At 76.3% G+C, this 15,737-nt stretch carries 15 protein-coding genes and 2 pseudogenes; 9 read left to right on the top strand and 8 right to left on the bottom strand.

The features are described 5' to 3' along the window. Positions 1-41 precede the first annotated feature (41 nt). From ACWIX3_RS21940 to ACWIX3_RS21920, 5 genes and pseudogenes are all read left to right on the top strand, one after another. A complete protein-coding gene (locus ACWIX3_RS21940) occupies positions 42-1,196 on the top strand; it encodes an acyl-CoA dehydrogenase family protein (protein WP_448609463.1) in 1,155 nt (384 codons plus the stop codon). After that, positions 1,193-2,290 carry an acyl-CoA dehydrogenase family protein gene (locus tag ACWIX3_RS21935; RefSeq protein ID WP_448609462.1) on the top strand — a complete coding sequence of 366 codons (1,098 nt, stop codon included), beginning with the start codon at positions 1,193-1,195 and terminating at the stop codon, positions 2,288-2,290. Before ACWIX3_RS21940 ends, ACWIX3_RS21935 begins: the two co-directional genes overlap by 4 nt. Continuing rightward, positions 2,287-3,711 (top strand): annotated as a pseudogene (locus ACWIX3_RS21930) (UGSC family (seleno)protein). The gene ACWIX3_RS21935 and the pseudogene ACWIX3_RS21930 overlap by 4 nt, the downstream one beginning before the upstream one ends. After that, a complete protein-coding gene (locus ACWIX3_RS21925; protein ID WP_448609461.1) occupies positions 3,708-4,760 on the top strand; it encodes a hypothetical protein in 1,053 nt (350 codons plus the stop codon). Before ACWIX3_RS21930 ends, ACWIX3_RS21925 begins: the two are co-directional and overlap by 4 nt. Positions 4,761-4,763: 3 nt before the next feature. Continuing rightward, the gene (locus tag ACWIX3_RS21920; protein WP_448609460.1) at positions 4,764-5,768 is read left to right on the top strand and encodes a hypothetical protein; all 1,005 of its coding nucleotides are present in this window, start codon (positions 4,764-4,766) and stop codon (positions 5,766-5,768) included. Between the two features lie 6 nt (positions 5,769-5,774). Here ACWIX3_RS21920 and ACWIX3_RS21915 read toward each other — a convergent pair whose 3' ends face one another. The 3 genes and pseudogenes from ACWIX3_RS21915 to ACWIX3_RS21905 all read right to left on the bottom strand — a co-directional run bounded on the left by ACWIX3_RS21915 (position 5,775) and on the right by ACWIX3_RS21905 (position 7,694). Beyond that, positions 5,775-5,954, bottom strand: coding sequence for a hypothetical protein (locus tag ACWIX3_RS21915; RefSeq protein WP_448612516.1), 180 nt, complete (start codon positions 5,952-5,954; stop codon positions 5,775-5,777). A gap of 34 nt (positions 5,955-5,988) precedes the next feature. Then, positions 5,989-6,261: pseudogene (locus tag ACWIX3_RS21910) on the bottom strand (maleylpyruvate isomerase family mycothiol-dependent enzyme); the annotation flags it as partial. A gap of 341 nt (positions 6,262-6,602) precedes the next feature. After that, positions 6,603-7,694: a transglycosylase domain-containing protein gene (locus tag ACWIX3_RS21905; RefSeq protein ID WP_448609459.1), complete on the bottom strand. Its 1,092-nt coding sequence runs from the start codon at positions 7,692-7,694 to the stop codon at positions 6,603-6,605. A gap of 80 nt (positions 7,695-7,774) precedes the next feature. Between ACWIX3_RS21905 and ACWIX3_RS21900 the strand changes: the two genes are divergently transcribed. After that, complete coding sequence (locus tag ACWIX3_RS21900; RefSeq protein ID WP_448609458.1) at positions 7,775-8,452, top strand: TIGR03086 family metal-binding protein; 678 nt, start codon at positions 7,775-7,777, stop codon at positions 8,450-8,452. Positions 8,453-8,494: 42 nt separating this feature from the next. On the opposite strand, the gene ACWIX3_RS21895 is transcribed toward ACWIX3_RS21900, so the two are convergent. Further along, on the bottom strand, positions 8,495-9,277 hold the full coding sequence (locus ACWIX3_RS21895; RefSeq protein ID WP_448609457.1) for an alpha/beta fold hydrolase: 783 nt from the start codon (positions 9,275-9,277) through the stop codon (positions 8,495-8,497). 106 nt (positions 9,278-9,383) lie between these two features. Between ACWIX3_RS21895 and ACWIX3_RS21890 the strand changes: the two genes are divergently transcribed. Then, the gene (locus tag ACWIX3_RS21890; protein ID WP_448609456.1) at positions 9,384-9,764 is read left to right on the top strand and encodes a hypothetical protein; all 381 of its coding nucleotides are present in this window, start codon (positions 9,384-9,386) and stop codon (positions 9,762-9,764) included. A 3-nt stretch (positions 9,765-9,767) separates the two neighbouring features. Here the strand turns inward: ACWIX3_RS21890 and ACWIX3_RS21885 are convergent, their stop codons facing one another. Further along, a complete protein-coding gene (locus ACWIX3_RS21885; RefSeq protein ID WP_448609455.1) occupies positions 9,768-10,886 on the bottom strand; it encodes a hypothetical protein in 1,119 nt (372 codons plus the stop codon). Between the two features lie 240 nt (positions 10,887-11,126). Here ACWIX3_RS21885 and ACWIX3_RS21880 point away from each other — a divergent pair, with 240 nt between their 5' ends. Together ACWIX3_RS21880 and ACWIX3_RS21875 are read left to right on the top strand one after the other, a co-directional pair. Further along, a complete protein-coding gene (locus ACWIX3_RS21880; RefSeq protein ID WP_448609454.1) occupies positions 11,127-12,530 on the top strand; it encodes a DUF4407 domain-containing protein in 1,404 nt (467 codons plus the stop codon). A 162-nt stretch (positions 12,531-12,692) separates the two neighbouring features. After that, entirely contained in the window at positions 12,693-13,139 is a 447-nt protein-coding gene (locus ACWIX3_RS21875; RefSeq protein ID WP_448609453.1) for a hypothetical protein, read from the top strand. Between the two features lie 6 nt (positions 13,140-13,145). Here the strand turns inward: ACWIX3_RS21875 and ACWIX3_RS21870 are convergent, their stop codons facing one another. From ACWIX3_RS21870 to ACWIX3_RS21860, 3 genes are all read right to left on the bottom strand, one after another. Beyond that, a complete protein-coding gene (locus ACWIX3_RS21870; RefSeq protein WP_448609452.1) occupies positions 13,146-13,442 on the bottom strand; it encodes a hypothetical protein in 297 nt (98 codons plus the stop codon). 8 nt (positions 13,443-13,450) lie between these two features. Further along, positions 13,451-14,284 carry a hypothetical protein gene (locus tag ACWIX3_RS21865; protein ID WP_448609451.1) on the bottom strand — a complete coding sequence of 278 codons (834 nt, stop codon included), beginning with the start codon at positions 14,282-14,284 and terminating at the stop codon, positions 13,451-13,453. Positions 14,285-14,361: 77 nt separating this feature from the next. Next, the gene (locus ACWIX3_RS21860) at positions 14,362-15,705 is read right to left on the bottom strand and encodes an ABC1 kinase family protein (protein ID WP_448609450.1); all 1,344 of its coding nucleotides are present in this window, start codon (positions 15,703-15,705) and stop codon (positions 14,362-14,364) included. Between the last annotated feature and the right edge of the window lie 32 nt (positions 15,706-15,737).

Here is a 15,737-nt window from a genome sequence, read left to right as displayed (position 1 = left end):
GCCGTCGCCGGCCCGGCGGGGCTCCGCCCGAGGAGGACACCGTGCAGTTCGCGCCGACCGCGCTCACCCCGGCCGAGGAGGCCCTGCGCGCCGAGGTGCGCGCGTTCCTCGCCGCCGAGCTGCCCGCCGGTTCCCGGCCGGCGCTCGGCTTCGCCGGCCGCCACGACCCGGAGTTCTCCCGCACGCTGGCGAAGCGCGGCTGGGTCGGCATGGCGATCCCGCCCCGGTACGGCGGGCACGGGCGCAGCGCCGTCGACCGGTTCCTCGTCGCCGAGGAACTGCTCGCCGCCGGCGCGCCCATCGGCGCGCACTTCGTCGCCGACCGGCAGACCGCGCCGGCCCTGCTGCGCTTCGGCACCGAGGAGCAGCAACAGCGGTTCCTGCCCGGCATCGCGGCCGGCGAGCTGTACTTCTCGCTCGGCATGAGCGAACCCGACTCGGGCTCCGACCTCGCCTCGGTGCGCACCCGCGCCACCCGGACCGACGGCGGCTGGACGGTCACCGGCACCAAGGTGTGGACCAGCGAGGCCCACAACAACCACTTCTTCGCCGTGCTCTGCCGGACCTCGCCCGTCGAGGAGGGCCGCAAGCACGCCGGCCTCTCCCAGCTGATCGTCGACCTGTCCGCGCCCGGGGTCACCGTCTCGCCGATCCCGTACCTCGACGGCAGCCACCACTTCGACGAGGTGGCGCTGGAGGACGTCTTCGTGCCCGACGACATGGTGCTCGGCGAGCTGGGCTCCGGCTGGCGGCAGGTGACCAGCGAGCTGGCCTACGAGCGCAGCGGCCCCGACCGCTGGCTGTCGACCTTCCCGGTGCTGCGCGAGTGGCTGCGCGAGCGCGCCGGCGTGAGCCGTGACGTGACGGCCGTCTCCGACGAGGAGGCCGTCGTCCTCGGCCGGCTGGCGGCCCGGGCCCGGGCGATCCGGCACCTGTCGCTGTCGGTCGCCCGCTCGCTCGACGCCGGGGAGGCACCGGCGGTCGAGGCGGCGCTGGTCAAGGAGGTCGGCACCCGCTTCGAGCAGGACCTCGTCGAGGCGCTGCGGGACGTCGCCGAGACCGAGCTGGACCAGGGGTCGGGCTCGCTGTTCCGGTCGCTGCTCGCCGAGGCGGTGCTGACCTCGCCGTCGTACACGCTGCGCGGCGGCACCACCGAGATCCTCCGTTCCGTCGCCGCCAAGGGGGTGGCCGCATGAGCGACGACCGCACGATGCTGACCGAGGTCGCGACCGACCTCTTCCGCGACCTGTGCACGCCCGACGACGTCGTCGCCGCGGAGGCGACCGGGTGGAGCGAGGGGCTCTGGACGGCGCTCACCGAGTCGGGCTTCCCCGCGGTGTCGGTGCCCGAGGAGGCCGGTGGCTCCGGCGGGGACGTCGCCGACGCCTGCGCGTTGCTGAGCGTCGCCGGCCGGTTCGCCGCCCCGGTGCCGCTGGCCGAGGCCGGGCTGCTCGGCGGCTGGGCGCTGGCCGCGGCCGGGCTGGAGCTGCCGGAGGGCCCGCTGTCGGTGGCGGTCGGCCGGCCCGAGGACACCGTCCGGCTCAGCGGTCGCCGGTTCTCCGCGCGGCTGTCGCGCGTGCCGTGGGGCGGGCGCAGCGCCCGGGTGGTCGCGTTCGCCGAGGACGGCGGGCAGCGGTTCGTCGTCTCGGCGCCCACCGCCGCGGCGAGCGTCACGCCCGGCCGCGATCTCGCCGCCGAGCCGCGCGACACCCTCGTGTGGGACGACGTCGAGCTGCCCGACGACGCGGTGGCTCCGGCCCCGCCCGGGGTGGATGCCGCGGCGCTGCGGCTGCGCGGCGCGCTGGCCCGCTCCGCGCAGATCGCCGGCGCGCTGGCGCGGGTGGTCGAGCTGACCGTCCGCTACACCGGCGAACGGCAGCAGTTCGGCCGGCCGGTCGCCCGCTTCCAGGCGGTCCAGGCGCACCTGGTGACGATCGCCGAGGAGGCCGAGCTGGCCCGGCTCGCCGTCGAGGTGGCCGCGCTGAACGCCCGGCCCGACCCGTCGTTCCTCGACGTCGCGGCGGCGAAGGCGGCCGCCGGCGCGGCGGCGACCATCGCGGCGCGCGCGTCCCACCAGGCGCACGGCGCCATCGGGATGACCAAGGAGTACGAACTCGGCCAGCTCTCCCGCCGGCTGTGGTCGTGGCGCGACGAGTTCGGCAGCGAGCGGTACTGGAGCCGGGAGCTGGGCCGGCAGCTGGCCGCCGAGGGCGCCGACGAGCTGTGGCCGCGGATCTCGACCGGGCTGGGGAGCGAGCTCGTGAGCTCGCCCGAGAGCAGGGTCGCATGAGCACCGACTGGGACGTCGCCGTCGTCGGGGCCGGCACCGCGGGCCTCGTCGCCGCGCGGGTCGCCGCCGAGCGCGGGCTGCGCGTCGTCGCCTGTGAGCGGATGAGCCCCGGCGGGCAGCTGGTCAACCTGACGACGCTGCACGACCACCCGGGCGGCACCGGTCCCGAGCTCACGGCGGCGCTGACCGCGGCGGCCGAGGGCGCCGGCGTGCGGATCTCCTGCACCGAGGTCACCCGGGTGCACCCCGGCGCGCCGGTGCGGCTGGAGACGACGGACGGCGAGGTGACCGCCGGTGCGGTCGTCGTCGCGGCCGGGCTGTCCGCCGGGCGGCTCGGGCTGCCGGGGGAGGAGGCGCTGGTCGGCCGCGGGATCTCCACGTGCGCGGGCTGCGACGGCCCGCTGTTCCGCGGCCGCGCGGTCGCGGTGGTCGGCGACGACGAGTGGACGGCGGAGGAGGCGCTGGAGCTGGCCGGCTCCGCGTCGGCGGTCACCGTGCTGGTGCCGGGGGCGCCGCGGTGGTCGGCCGCGCGGGCGGCGCGACTGGCGGCCGACGAGCGGGTCGAGGTGGTCCCCGGCGCCACCGTGACCGCCCTGCGCGGCGAGGGCGTGCTGTCGGGGCTCGTCGTCCGCACCGCCGACGGGGAGCGCGAACTCGCGGTCGCGGGGGTGTTCCCGTTCGTGAACCGCCGCGGTCCGGAGGGCCTGGTGTCCGGGCTGGCCGCCGACGCGGAGGGCCGGTTGCTGCCGGCGGACGGCGTTCTCGTGGCCGGCGACGCGCGGGCCGGGGCGGAGCAGTCGCTGGCCGCGGCCGAGGCCGACGGTCGGGCAGCCGGCGAAGCGGCGGTGGCGGCGGTGGTGGCCCCGTCGGCCGCGGCGGGGTCGCTGCGCGTCGTCGACCCGACGTACGGCGTGCTGCCGGAGGACGACGCCGCGCACGCCGCCCCTGCCCAGAGCACGGCGACGTGGACCGACGTCGCGCTGTTCACCAACTCCAAGCCGAACGCCACCGAGCTGCTGCGCGGTCTGGGCGAGCTGCTCCGGGCGCACTGGGAGCTGCCGGAGCTGGGCTTCGCGGCCAAGGAGAACGCCTCGGTGCCGGCGGAGGCCGACCAGATCGACTGGCTGTCGCAGCGCTTCAAGATGGTGCTGGTGGCGGTCGGCGACTAGGGCTCGTGCTCGTCGTGGAGTCTCCACGACTCGGTGGAACTGGAGAGGCGCGGTGTCGTGGCACCGCTGGTGGTGACCGAGACCTTCCTGCCGCTGGTGCAGGCGCAGGCCCAGGCGCGGCGGGTGCAGCCGCGGTTCCTCGTGGTGCCGCACCCGGTGGGCGGGCTCAACGACGAGGAGCTGGACGGGCGGATCGAGTCCGCGTCGGCCGACCTGCTGCGGATGGCCGACGAGGCGAGGGGGAGTGCGTGAGCTCACCGACGTCGCACAGCAGCGCGGGTGTGCTGGACCTGCCCGGGGTGACCGAGGAGAGCTGGCAGGAGGAGGCGTTCCGCCGCGGTTGGGGTGACGGGCTGCCGCTGGTGGCGCCGACCCCGGCCCGGGTGGCGGCCGTCCTCGCCGCGCTCGAGGGCATCGACCTGGAGCTGGGGCCGCTGCCGCCATCCGGGCTGGTGCCGACCCGGGAGAGCCTCGCTGCCAACGCGGTGATGGCCGGCTGCCGACCGGCGGACCTGCCGGTGGTGCTCGCCGCCGTCCGCGCCCTGCAGGCACCCGAGTACAACCTGCACGGCGTGCTCGCGACGACGCACCCGTGCGCGCCGCTGGTGGTCGTGAACGGCCCCGTGCGCGGGGAGCTGGGGATCAACAGCGGCGGGAACTGCTTCGGGCAGGGGACACGGGCCAACGCCGTCATCGGGCGGGCCGTGCAGCTGGTCACGACGCACGTCGGCGGTGCGCGGCCGGGCGTGATGGACCGGTCGACGCAGGGCACGCCGGCGAAGTACACGTGGTGCTTCGGCGAGAACGAGGAGGAGAGCCCGTTCGAGCCGTTCTCGGTGCGCCGCGGCTTCGCGCCGGGGGAGTCGGTGGTGACGGTGGCGGCGTGCGAGGGGCCGCACAACGTGAACGACCACGGATCGACGACGGGCGCGGGGCTGCTGATGACGATCGCCGGGACGATGGCCGCCGCCGGTGCGAACAACGTGTACGTGAAGGGTCCGCACTTCCTGGTGCTCGGGCCGGAGCACGCGGCGACGCTGCACCGCGACGGGTGGACGGTCGACTCGATCCGCGACCGGTTGTGGGAGCAGGCGCGCATCCCGGTGTCGCAGTTCTCCGAGGAGAACCGCCGGCAGTTCGCCGACTGGGGGGTCGAGCCCGACGGCGGCGCCTACCCGATCAGCACCGGTCCGGAGATGCTGCACGTGCTGGTCGCCGGGGGAGCGGGCAAGCACTCGGCGTGGATCCCGTCGTTCGGGGCGACGGCGGCGGTGTCGCGCGCCGTGCCCTCCCGTCCGTGAACCGTGCCTGACCTGCCGCTGTCCGGTCCCGACGCCGACCCGGCGTCGGTGTCCGCGGATCTGCTCGCCGCCGGGCACGGGGACGGCCTGCCGGTGCTGCCGCCCACCGCCGCCCGGCTCGCGGCGATGGTGGACGGCGTCGCCGAGCCCGATGCCGTCCTCGGGCAGGTGCCGCCGCTGTTCGGCGAGCTGACCGTGCGGGCGGTGGCCTGGTACGCGGTGCTGGCCGGGTGCCGGCCGGCCGAGCTGCCGGTGGTGGTGGCCGCCGTGCGGGCGGCGCTGGAGCCGCGGTTCAACCTGCTGGGCATCGCGACGACGACGGGGTCGCCCACGGTGGCGGTGCTGGTGCACGGGGAGGTCGCGTCGTCCCTCGGGCTGACGCCGGCCGGCGGGCTGGGGCCGGGATCGCGGGCCAACGCCTGCGTCGGGCGGGCGGTGACGCTGGCGCTGGCCGGGATCGGCGGTGCGCGGGCCGGGCTGACCGACATGGCGACGATCGGCTGGCCGGGGAAGTACACGTGCTGCACCGCGTCGCTCCCGGGGCCCTTCCCGCCTCCGGCGGACGGCGACGCGGTGACCGTGGTCGGCGCGAGCGGGCTGCTCGAGGTGCTGCCGGCCTCGGGTTACCGCACGCCGGCCGAGGTCCTCGCACCGGCCGCCGCGGCCCTGGCCGGGGTCGCGCTCGCCGCCGGCGACCCGGGCCGTTTCCGCGACGGCGAGCACTTCCTGCTTTTGCCGCCGGAGCTGGCCGGGTTCCTGCACGGCCACGGATGGGGCCCGGGCGAGGTGTCGGGGTTCCTGTTCGCGGAGGGCAACGCGGTGCTCGCCGCGGCGGCCGCGCGGGTGGCCGGGGTGTCGTCCGCCTACGGGGCCGGCGACCTGCGGGTGGCGGCCTCGGCCGACGACGTCCGGATCGTGGTCACCGGCGGGCCCGGGGCGAAGGCGGCGGTGCTGCCGACGTGGATGGGTGGCACCCGTTCGGTCACCGCCGCCGTCCGTCCGCTCTGACGCCGCTCAGGCCGCGAGCCGTCGCGCGAGCCGCTCGCGCCCGGGCCCGGTGAGCTCGTCGGCGACGGAGCGCCGCCCGGCGACCGCCATGAGCAGCGCCTCGGCCGTGCCCCGCACCTCGGGGCCACGCCCGAAGGTCCAGTCGACGTCGGTGGCGACCAGGCGGACGTCGCGGACGCGCAGCACGCCCCGCAGCGTGGGGGCGAACAGGGCCGTGCGCAGTGCTGGGCACCACGCGTTCCGCCGGCAACTCGCGGAGGAGGCCGAGCGGGCGCCGGATGTCCTGGTGGTGGATCAGCCCGTCGGTGAGGGCGATCGCGCCGCCGAGCCCGGCGGTCAGCTGCCGCGGGCCCAGCTCCTCGTAGCCGAGCACGTGCGCGACGACGTCCTGGACGGTCCAGCCCGCGCACAGCGACGGCGCCCGCCACTGGTCGGGGGTGAGCGTGAGGAGGAGGTCGAGCAGGTCCTCGCGCTCGGCGCGCGCCAGTGCCATGACGTCCATGCGTGCCCCGTGGTCCGGGATCGCGTCGGCAGACGGTAGGCGCTGACGTCGCTCCAGTGTCGCCGTCCCGGCACGGCCTGGGTCTGCCGGGCAGCTCGGTCGGACGCCCGGACGCCGAGCGCTGTGGCCGAGCCGCGAGATGTCTCTTCCGGCAACCTCGGCCCCTGCTTACTCCTGTGAGCAGCGGCAGAGGTCCCGGGGAGCAGTTGTCGGGCTCGGCTCCTCGGCCCCTGCTTCGCACTGTGAGCAAGGGCGGAGGGTCTGCGGAGGAGGTGTGAGGCCTCCGCCTCCTCGGCCCCTGCTTCGCACTGTGAGCAGGGGCAGAGGCTGCGTCAGGCAGTGCCCTCCGCGGCGATCAGGTCGGCGACCGCCCGCGGCCGGGTCGAGCAGTCGTCGCCGGAGGGGGCCTGGTCGCTCGCCAGGCCGGTCACCCCGGCGTCCTCGACCGGCCGGAACCCGAGGCGCTCGATGTGCCGGGGCACCCGGTTCTGCGCGTTGATGACGTGCGAGCGGGAGAGCCAGCCCTGGCCGTCGGCGACGTCGAAGTCCAGGCCGCCGCCGGGCGCCCGCTGCACGTGCCCGGGCGAGGGCAGCAGCCCGACCAGCTGCACGGCCTGCTCGACCGGGAGGTCCTGCGGCGGGCGGTCGAAGTAGTACCAGCTGGCCGCGCAGACGCCGTAGAGCGCCGGACCGAACTGGGCGTAGTTGACGTAGAGCTCGAGCATCCGCCGGTCGTCGACCACCAGCGCCAGCTCCGCGGACAGCCCGGCCTCGACCGCCTTGCGCCAGGCGCTCATCTCCTGGTTGAGGAAGAGGTTCTTGGCGACCTGCTGCGGGATGGTCGAGCCCGACGGGTCCTCCTCGCCGGAGAGGTGCGCGTACCCGCGGGCCCACATCTCGTCCCAGGTGAAGGCGCCGGCGCGGTAGGGGAGCTTGGCGTCCTCGTGCGCGATGACCGCGGCGAGGAAGTTGCGCGACACGTACTCGACCGGCACCGACTCCTGCACGACGTCATCCGGGTTGGCCGCCATGAACGCCGTCGTCGGCGGGTCGATCCAGCGCAGGGAGACCATCACGAGGAGCTGGACGACGAGGACGACGACGAGCAACCCCGTCAGCGGCCGGACGAGCTGCCGGCGTGTGCGGGAGCGGGGCCGGTCCGGGCGGTCGTCGCGGTCCCACCGCCCTCGGGCGGGGCGCGGCTCGTCGTCGCGGTGGTCCCGACCGCGCGACCGTCGTCCGGGACGCTCCGCCGGCGGGGGGCCGTACCGGTCGACGTCGTCCCACGGCGAGCGGCGCGGAGGGACCGGCGCCGAGCCGCCGTCGTAGCCGGACCAGTCGTCCGCGGGCCGGTCGGCGCTCGTGGTCCCGCGGACCCGGCGGAAGCGGAGGGTGGGCCAGCGATCCGATGAGCCGTGCGGCATGGGACGGTGTTCTCCCTCGTGGACGCGAGCCGTCATGGTACGGCGGCGCAGTGTGAGGACCGGGGAGCTCAGCCTGTGAGGTGCGCGAAGACGACGACGTCGTCCCGGGAGCCGGCGGCGCGACACCCGCCGACACGCCGGTGACTTCCGGGACGCCGACCGGTCTGCCCTCCATGGAGACGACGCAGCTCGACCTCGGCCCGCAGGCGGCCGAGGTGGCCCGGGTAGTGGCCGGCATCCGCGACGACCAGCTCGGCGACCCGACCCCGTGCGCCGGCACGTCCGTGGCCGGACTGCTCGCGCACCTGGCGGGCCTGACCACCGCGTTCCGGATGGCCGCCGAGAAGACGCCGGTGCCCGGCCAGGCATCGGCGTCGCCGGAGGACCTGCCGCCCGACTGGCGCACCCGGATCCCCGCACAGCTCGACGCGCTGGTCGCCGCGTGGCGGCAGCCCTCGGCGTGGGAGGGGACCGCGGAGGCCGGCGGCGTGGTGATGCCCGCGCCGGTCGCCGGGATCGTGGCGCTCGACGAGGTGCTGGTGCACGGCTGGGACCTCGCCGTCGCCACCGGGCAGGAGTACGCGGCCGACCCGGCGTCGGTGGCGGCGTGCACGGGGTTCGCCGCACAGGCCGCCGCCGAGGGGCCTACGCCTGGGCTGTTCGGCCCGCCGGTGCCCGTGCCCGACGACGCCCCGCCGTTGGACCGGCTGCTCGGCCTCACCGGCCGCGACCCCGCCTGGCGCCGACCCGACAGCTGAGCCCGACCGCTGAGTCCCGGCCGCGAGCAGGGCCCGGCCGGGTCACTCCGGCCGGCGCGCGAGGTCCTCGATCGGGGCGGACCAGGCATCCGGCGCCGTCCACACGAAGCTGTGCGCGCCGGGCACGGCGCAGAACCGGCCGTCCGGGGCCAGCGCGGCGAGCTCGCGCGCCCACTCCTCGGTGCACAGGCGGTCCTGGTCGCCGCGCAGCACGAGCACCGGCACCGGCACCTGCGGGACGACGTCCTCGAGGGCGTCGGCGAGGTGCGCCGACAGCGCGTGCCGGACCCGGCGCAGCCCGGCCCGCTGCCGCTCCGAGGCGTGCTGCGCGTCGAGGCTCGGCGGCTCCAGGGCGTGGTTGCGGCGCCAGGCCAGCAGCACCCGGCGCAGGCTGCGGTAGCGCGGGTCGATCGTGGGGCTGGCCAGGACCAGTGCCCGCACGTCCCGTGGACGGCGGACCGCGACCCGCGCCGCCACCTGCGTGCCGCTGGAGTGCCCGGCGAGCACCACGCCGCCGAGGCCGCTGGCGTCGAGCCACTGCACCACGGCGTCGGTGAACTGGGCGACGTCCAGCGGGTGCGGCGGTTCGCCGCTGCCGGAGAAGCCGGGCAGCTCGACCAGGTGCGCGCGGGTCCAGGTCCCGAGCTGGCGCAGCGCCGGCTGGAGGTAGTCCGCCACGGCCAGGCCGGGGACGACGACCACCTCGGGGACGCCGTCGCGCACCGTGCCCACCGTGCGGCTGCGCATCACGCCCCAGGCGGTGGAGCGGTGGGCGAGCTCGACGTCGGGAGGCCGGTGTGGACCCTGGCCGGGGTCGGCAGCCATGTCGGGACGGTAGCCGCCGGCGTCCGCTGCGACGGGGCGGCGTTGCTGGTTGACTCCCGGCAGACGGTGAGCCGAGCCGTCCGGGTCCGCTCGGGAGGGGTTCGTCATGGCGTCGACGGTCGCGGGGATGTCGAAGCAGCAGCTGGCGAGGGCGCTGGGCGCCACGGGGGCGGTCTTCGGGCTGACCAGCGTCGTCGCGCCGAGGGTGGTCGCCGGGACCTACGGCGTGCCGGTCACCGCGGCCGGCCTGCAGCTGCAGCGGCTGTTCGGTAGCCGGGCGCTGGCGATCTCGGTCCTGGCGCTGACCGCGCGCACCGACGACGAGGTCGACCGCGGGCTGGCGGTGGTGGCCGGCATGAACGCCATCGACGCGCTGACCGCGCTGGCGGCCGCGGCCCAGGCCGGCCGGGCGACCACGCTGCGGGCGGTCGCCAGCTCGCTGGCCTACGGCGCGGCCGCGCTGGTCGTCCGCTCGATGAAGGGCTGATCCTCAGCCGACCAGGAAGGCGGTGGCCTGCGGGCCGTCGCCGTCCACGCAGGAGCCGGTGGCGACCAGCCCGGCGTCCCCGCCGAGCGGGGCCACGTCGCCCAGCACCGCCGCCCCGGCGCACAGCGCCACCGTGGCGACCCGCTCGCCGCTGGCCAGGTCGACGGTGACCAGCTCGGCGGGGTAGGAGAGGTCGGCCTGCGGCACCCACGCGGAGCCGCCGTCGGGGGAGACGACGAGGTCGAGTGCGGAGTCGCCGACCCCGTCCAGCTCCACCGAGGTGGCGACCGCGCCGTCCACCACGGTGACCAGCCGGCCGAGCTCCCGCCCGTCGCTGACGTGCACGGTGGCGACCACGGTGCCGTCGGCGGTCACGTCGACGTCGGCCGGCGCGCCGACCGGGGCGTCGGGCGCGAGGTCGACCGGCTCGCCCACCGGCCGCAGGTCGGCGTCGTACGTGGTGAGCACGGCCCGTCCCTCCTCGCTCTCGACCAGCACGGCGAGGCCGCCGTCCGGGCGGGGACCGAGCGCGGCGACCGTGCCCCCGGGAACGACCGGCGCGGTCATCGTGACCACTCCGGCGGCCAGGTCGACGGCGAGCAGCTGCGCCGGGCCGGGCGCGGGGAGCGCGAGCGCGGCGTAGAAGGTGCTGCCGTCGACGGAGAGGGCGGTGGCCGCCCGGTCGGGACGCAGGCCGAGGGCCGTGACCGTGGCCCGACCGTCGGGCGGGACGGTGAGCAGCTGGTACCCGGTGGTCGGGCTCGTGCTGGCGACGAGGAACGAGCCGTCGGCCAGCACGCCGAGCTCGGCGTCGTCGCCGACAGCGGGCAGCTCCAGCAGCGGAGTCGCCGTCGGGCCGTCCTCGCCGAGCGAGACCTCGACCAGCCAGGCCCGCGTGCCGCCGTCCCCGAGCAGCGCGACCGGGTCGCCGCCGGGATCGGCGGCGAGGTCGAGGAGGCGGGCGTCGCCGCCGACGGCCGCGTCGAGGTCGACGGTGCCGAGCAGGGCGGGGCGGCCGTCCGGCCCGGTGCGCGGGGACGGGCCCGCGTCGCCGTCGCTCGTGCACGCGGCGGCCGCCAGGACGACGGCGAGGACCGCGGCGGTGCGGCGGACGGGGGGCATGGCGGCTCCGGGATGGGCAGACGCCGAGCCTGCGGTGGGTGCGGGGGGTCGGCAACTCGAGCGGGTGGCGAGGGGCGGTGCGCCGTCCCAGGTCCGGCTCGTGGTGGTGATCACGGTCCGGGGCTGATGCCTCCTGGGGCGGCTGTGACTCGCGGTGTGCCCCCTTGCCCGTCCCCTGCCGATAGCGCGGGGGAGACGACGGACTGATCTCTACCCCCGTCGTCGCGGGAGTGGCTCGGTATGGCGGAATGGCAGGGACGACTGGGGAACGGACTGGCGGTGCTGGGAGGCGCCCGCCCCGATGTGCTGGAGGCCGCGCCCGGTGCGCGGCCGCGGTTCGTGGCGCTGGGCGGCGTCCTGCTGAGCACCGGTGGACTGGCGGTCGTCTCGATGGCGTTCGCCGTGGCGATGGCGTTGGGTGTGTGGTGGCCGCTGGCGCTGCTGGTGGGCCTGGGCTGGGGCGCGGTCGTGGTCAACCTCGACCGGATGCTGCTGGTCGGGATGGCGCACGACGCCTCGCTGAAGCGGAACCTGGTGCTCGCCGTCCCCCGGGTGGGGCTGGCGCTGATCCTGGGCGCGGTGATCGCGACCCCGTTGACGCTGCAGGTGTTCTCCTCGGAGATCGACACCGAGGTCAAGGCGATGCAGGCCGAGGCGGCCGACGCCTACCGGGAGTCGCTGGAGACCGACGCGCGCTTTGCCGGGCTGTCGGCGTTGCGGGAGGAGGTGGCGCTGCAGGAGTCGATCGTGGCCTCCGGTGGCGTCGCCGACCCGCAGCTGGCGGCCGTGCACGGCGACGCGACGGCGGCCCAGCAGGCCTACGACGCGGCGCTGGCGACCCAGCGGGAGCTCGAGGCGAAGGCGCAGTGCGAGCTGGACGGCACCTGCGGCACCGGGGACGCCGGCACGGGCCAGGCGTACGTCGAGGCGCGGGCGGCCGCGGACGCGCAGACCGCGGTGGTGGCCTCGGCGCGGTCCGCCCTGGACGCGGCGACGGACGCCGCCTCGGCGGCCGAGGGGCGGGCTGCGGAGCTGGCGTCGGCGTCGCTGGAGTCCGACCGGGCGGAGCTGGAGCGGTTGACCGCGGAGCAGACCCGGCTGCAGACGGCGTTCGACGCGACGGTCGAGGACTCCGACGGGATCCTCGCGCGGCTGGAGGCGCTGGACCGGCTGGGTGACCGCAACGCCACCCTGGCTGCCGCGCAGGTGATGCTGTCGCTGCTGTTCATGAGCATCGAGATCCTGCCGGTGCTGATGAAGCTGCTGCTGAATTTCGGCCCGCCGTCGGCGTACGACAAGCTCGCGGCGCTGCGCGACTCGGGGGACGTCCAGGTCGAGGAGATGCAGAAGGAGTCGCGGCTGACGGTCGCCGCCGCGCGCGAGGAGATGCTCGTGATGGCGGAGAAGGAGCGGATCGACCGGCAGAAGGCCGCCATCGTCGCCCGCCGGGAGGCCGCCGAGGCTGTTGCCCGGGCCGAGCGGGCCGCTGCGGTGCGGGCCGCGGAGCAGGCTGCCATGGCGGCCGAGGCGCCGGTTCCGTCGGCGGAGACGCTGCGGCCCTGGGACACCGGCCCGATGCGCCTGGCCCGCACCGTGCTCGGCGCCCGCCGGCGTCCGACGGACCGCGTGCCCGCCGGGATCTGAGCACGAGCCTCGTCCTCGCGGCGAGCCCCTGGACGCGGCCGGCCCCTCCGCCCCCTGACGCCCTCGGTGTCGGGCGGCGGAGGGGCCGGCCGCTCGTGCGGGGCCGGGTGGTTGTCGTACCCCGGCCCTAGCCTTCACCGTGGGTAGGCGAGGGGGAGCGCAGTGAGCACAGCCGTCTGGGGCTTCATCGGCGTGGTGGTCGGCGGGCTGCTCACGGTCGCCGCCCAGGCCACCGCCGAGTCCCTCAGGGCCCGCGCCGCGGCGCGGGCGCGGCAGGAGCAGCGGGAGCGCGCCTCGCGCGAGTTCCAGCGCGACACCCTGATCGAGCTGCAGGCCGCGATGGCCGACTACCGGGCGGCGCTGGTGCGGGACCGGAGCCAGCTGCTGCCCCTGCGGAGCACGGAGCAGCAGCTCTCGGCCGCCCGGGCGAGGTACCAGATGCTGGTGCACCGCGTGTCGTCGTCCGCCGCACGGGAGACCGCGTTGGCGTGGGAGGCGGCCGCACTGCCCTGGTTCCAGGGCGACGACTCCGGCACCGCCTCGGCGGAGGCCGAGGCGTGGGCGACGGCGATGCGGGTCACGGGCGAGGCCGTCCGCGCCGCCGACTGAGTGCCGTCAGCCGGTCTGCAGGCGCTCCGCGACGCCGTGGTCCCGGGCGGCCTCGAGGAGGTACTCGCCGAACTCACGGGTGACGTGCTCCGCGCGCAGCGCCGCGGCGCCACCGTCGACCAGCACGCGGGTGACGAGCTCGTCGGCGAAGGACGGCGTCCCGGCGACCATGCGGCGGAAGTCGACCACGATGGTCGCGCCGGCCATGCGGTCGGCGAGGCCGTCGACCAGAGCACGGGCGCGCTCGCGGCCGCCGCTCAGCTGGGGGACCTCGATCGGTGGGAGGACAGCAGGCACGGTCATCGACCTCCTCACAGGCTCAGGCGCACGTGGGCGAGCGTACCGGGATAGGACGCGGGCAGATCGGTCAGCTCCGGCTCCGGCTGGCCGCGTCGGAAGGTGCCGCTGGCCGCTCCGCTGATCAGCGTCACACTCCCGCGGTGCTCGCCGGTGATGCCGATGACCCGGCTGATGCCGCGCCCGCGACCCGGGCGGCCGATGGAGGTGACGTGCACCTGCGCGGCGCGCACGATCGCCGTCCGGTCGTCGGGCACCGGGAACGCGGCGGCGAGCCGCTTCCGCAGGCCGATGCCGCTGTCACCGACGGCGAACGAGATGTCCCTCCGGTTGTCGTACCGCTGCAGCGCCACGTAGCCGTGCGACCGGGTGCTGTGCTCCAGCACGTTCCTGGCCATCTCGTCGAGCGCCGCGTACAGCGGCTGGATGAGCTCGGGGTGGTCGTCGACGTAGGTCTGCACCAGGGCGGCGGCGACGGTGTCCAGCCCGGCCTCCCCGTCGAAGCGGCGCAGCTCAACCAGGCGGTGGCCGAGCCGGCGCTCCCGCACCTGGGGCAGGTCGTGCACCACGTCGAGTCCGGCGAGCTGCTCCCCGAGCCGCATCCGGGTGAGGTAGTTGGCGACGTCGCCGCCCTCGGGCTTGCGGAAGCGGACGGGGCGGTGCAGGAGCCTCGCCCGTTCGGCGATGACAGCCAGGCTCACCAGACCCGCCGGGTCGATGAACTTGAGCCTGGTCAGGTCGATCTCGACGGATCCGGTGCCCGCAGGGCGCAGGTGCCCGCCGATCTCGTCGTACGTCAGCACGCCGTTCGTGCAGAGCGTGATGTCGACGCAATCGGTCCTGGTCATCTCCGTTACATCGTCCACGAGGGTCTGACAGTTGAGTGACGGCGCCGTCCTCCTGCGTGACCGATTCGACGGTCCGGTCAGGACCGGGTGCCCGCGTCCCGGGAGGGGTCGTAGCCGGGCAGCCACCGCCGGAGCTCGGCGTCGACGGCCACGGTGGCGCCCAGTGAGCAGAGGACGCCGGCCAGCCCGGCGGCCACGCGCTGGAGCAGCAGGTGGCGCGGCGGGATGGTCAGCCGGCGCTGGGTCCGGGCGGCGGTGCTGAACGGGTCGGAGGCGAGCCGGGTCTGCTCCTGCATCCAGGTCCGGGTGAACCGGTACGTGGGGCTGCGCAGCGGCTGCAGGTAGGGGTCGAGCAGCGCCAGCAGGGCCTCCCCGCTGACCTGGTCCGGCCGCAGCAGTCCCGCGGAGGCGGCGATGCGGTGCAGCGCCGCGGCGTCGCCGTCCCGCCCGGCGGCGAGCAGCGGGCCGAGCCGGGCCGGCCAGCCGTGCGGCAGGGCCTCGGTCGCCCCGAAGTCCAGGACGGCGAGCCGGCCGTCGGGCAGCAGCCGGAAGTTGCCCGGGTGCGGGTCGCCGTGCAGCCGGCGGGCGCGCCCAGGAGCGGACGCGAGCAGGCGGACCAGCAGCCGGCCGGCGCGGTCCCGGTCGTCCTGGGTGCCGCCGGCGATGACCCGCGACAGCGGAGTGCCGTCGACCCAGCGGGTGACCAGGACCCGGCCCTCGACGGCCAGCACGTCCGGGACGGCGACGTCCGGGTCACCGCGGTAGGCGTCGGCGAAAGCCGTCTGGGCGTCGGCCTCCCGGACGTAGTCGACCTCCTCGACGAGCCGGTCGCGCAGCTCGGCGAGCAGCTGCCGGGCGTCGAGGCCGGGCATGGCGGCCTGCATCAGCGGTGCCGCCTTCTGCAGCACCCGCAGGTCGGCGACGAGCGCCTCCCCGGCGCCCGGGTACTGGACCTTCACGGCGACCGGGGTGCCGTCGGACCAGGTGGCGCGGTGCACCTGCCCCACGCTGGCCGCCGCGACCGGCCGGTCGTCGAAGCCCTCGAACAGCCGCCGCCAGTCGGGTCCGAAGGACGCCTCCAGCTGGCCGTGCACGAGGCCGGCCGGCATGGCCGGCGCCGCCTCCTGCAGCCGGACCAATGCCTCGCGGTAGGGGCCGACCAGGTGCTCGGGCAGCGCGGCCTCCATCGCCGACATCGCCTGGCCGACCTTCATCGCGCCGCCCTTGAGCTGCCCGAGGACGGCGAACAGCTGCTCGGCGGTGCGCTGCTGGACCTGCGCGGCGACCACCTCGGCCGGGCGGCCGCCGATCCGCTTGCCGATCCCGAGGGCGGTGCGGCCGGCGTACGCCGCGGGCAGCGCGGCCAGCCGCGCCGTCCGGGCCAGGCGGCCCCGCGGCGGCCCGCCGTCCTCGGAGGTCACCGGCGGACGGTAGCGCCGACCAGCGCCGTCGG

It is taken from the genome of Geodermatophilus sp. URMC 60, assembly GCF_053502585.1.
Note: the sequence above shows the minus strand (reverse complement) of the source record. Positions and strands in the feature narration are given on the sequence as shown.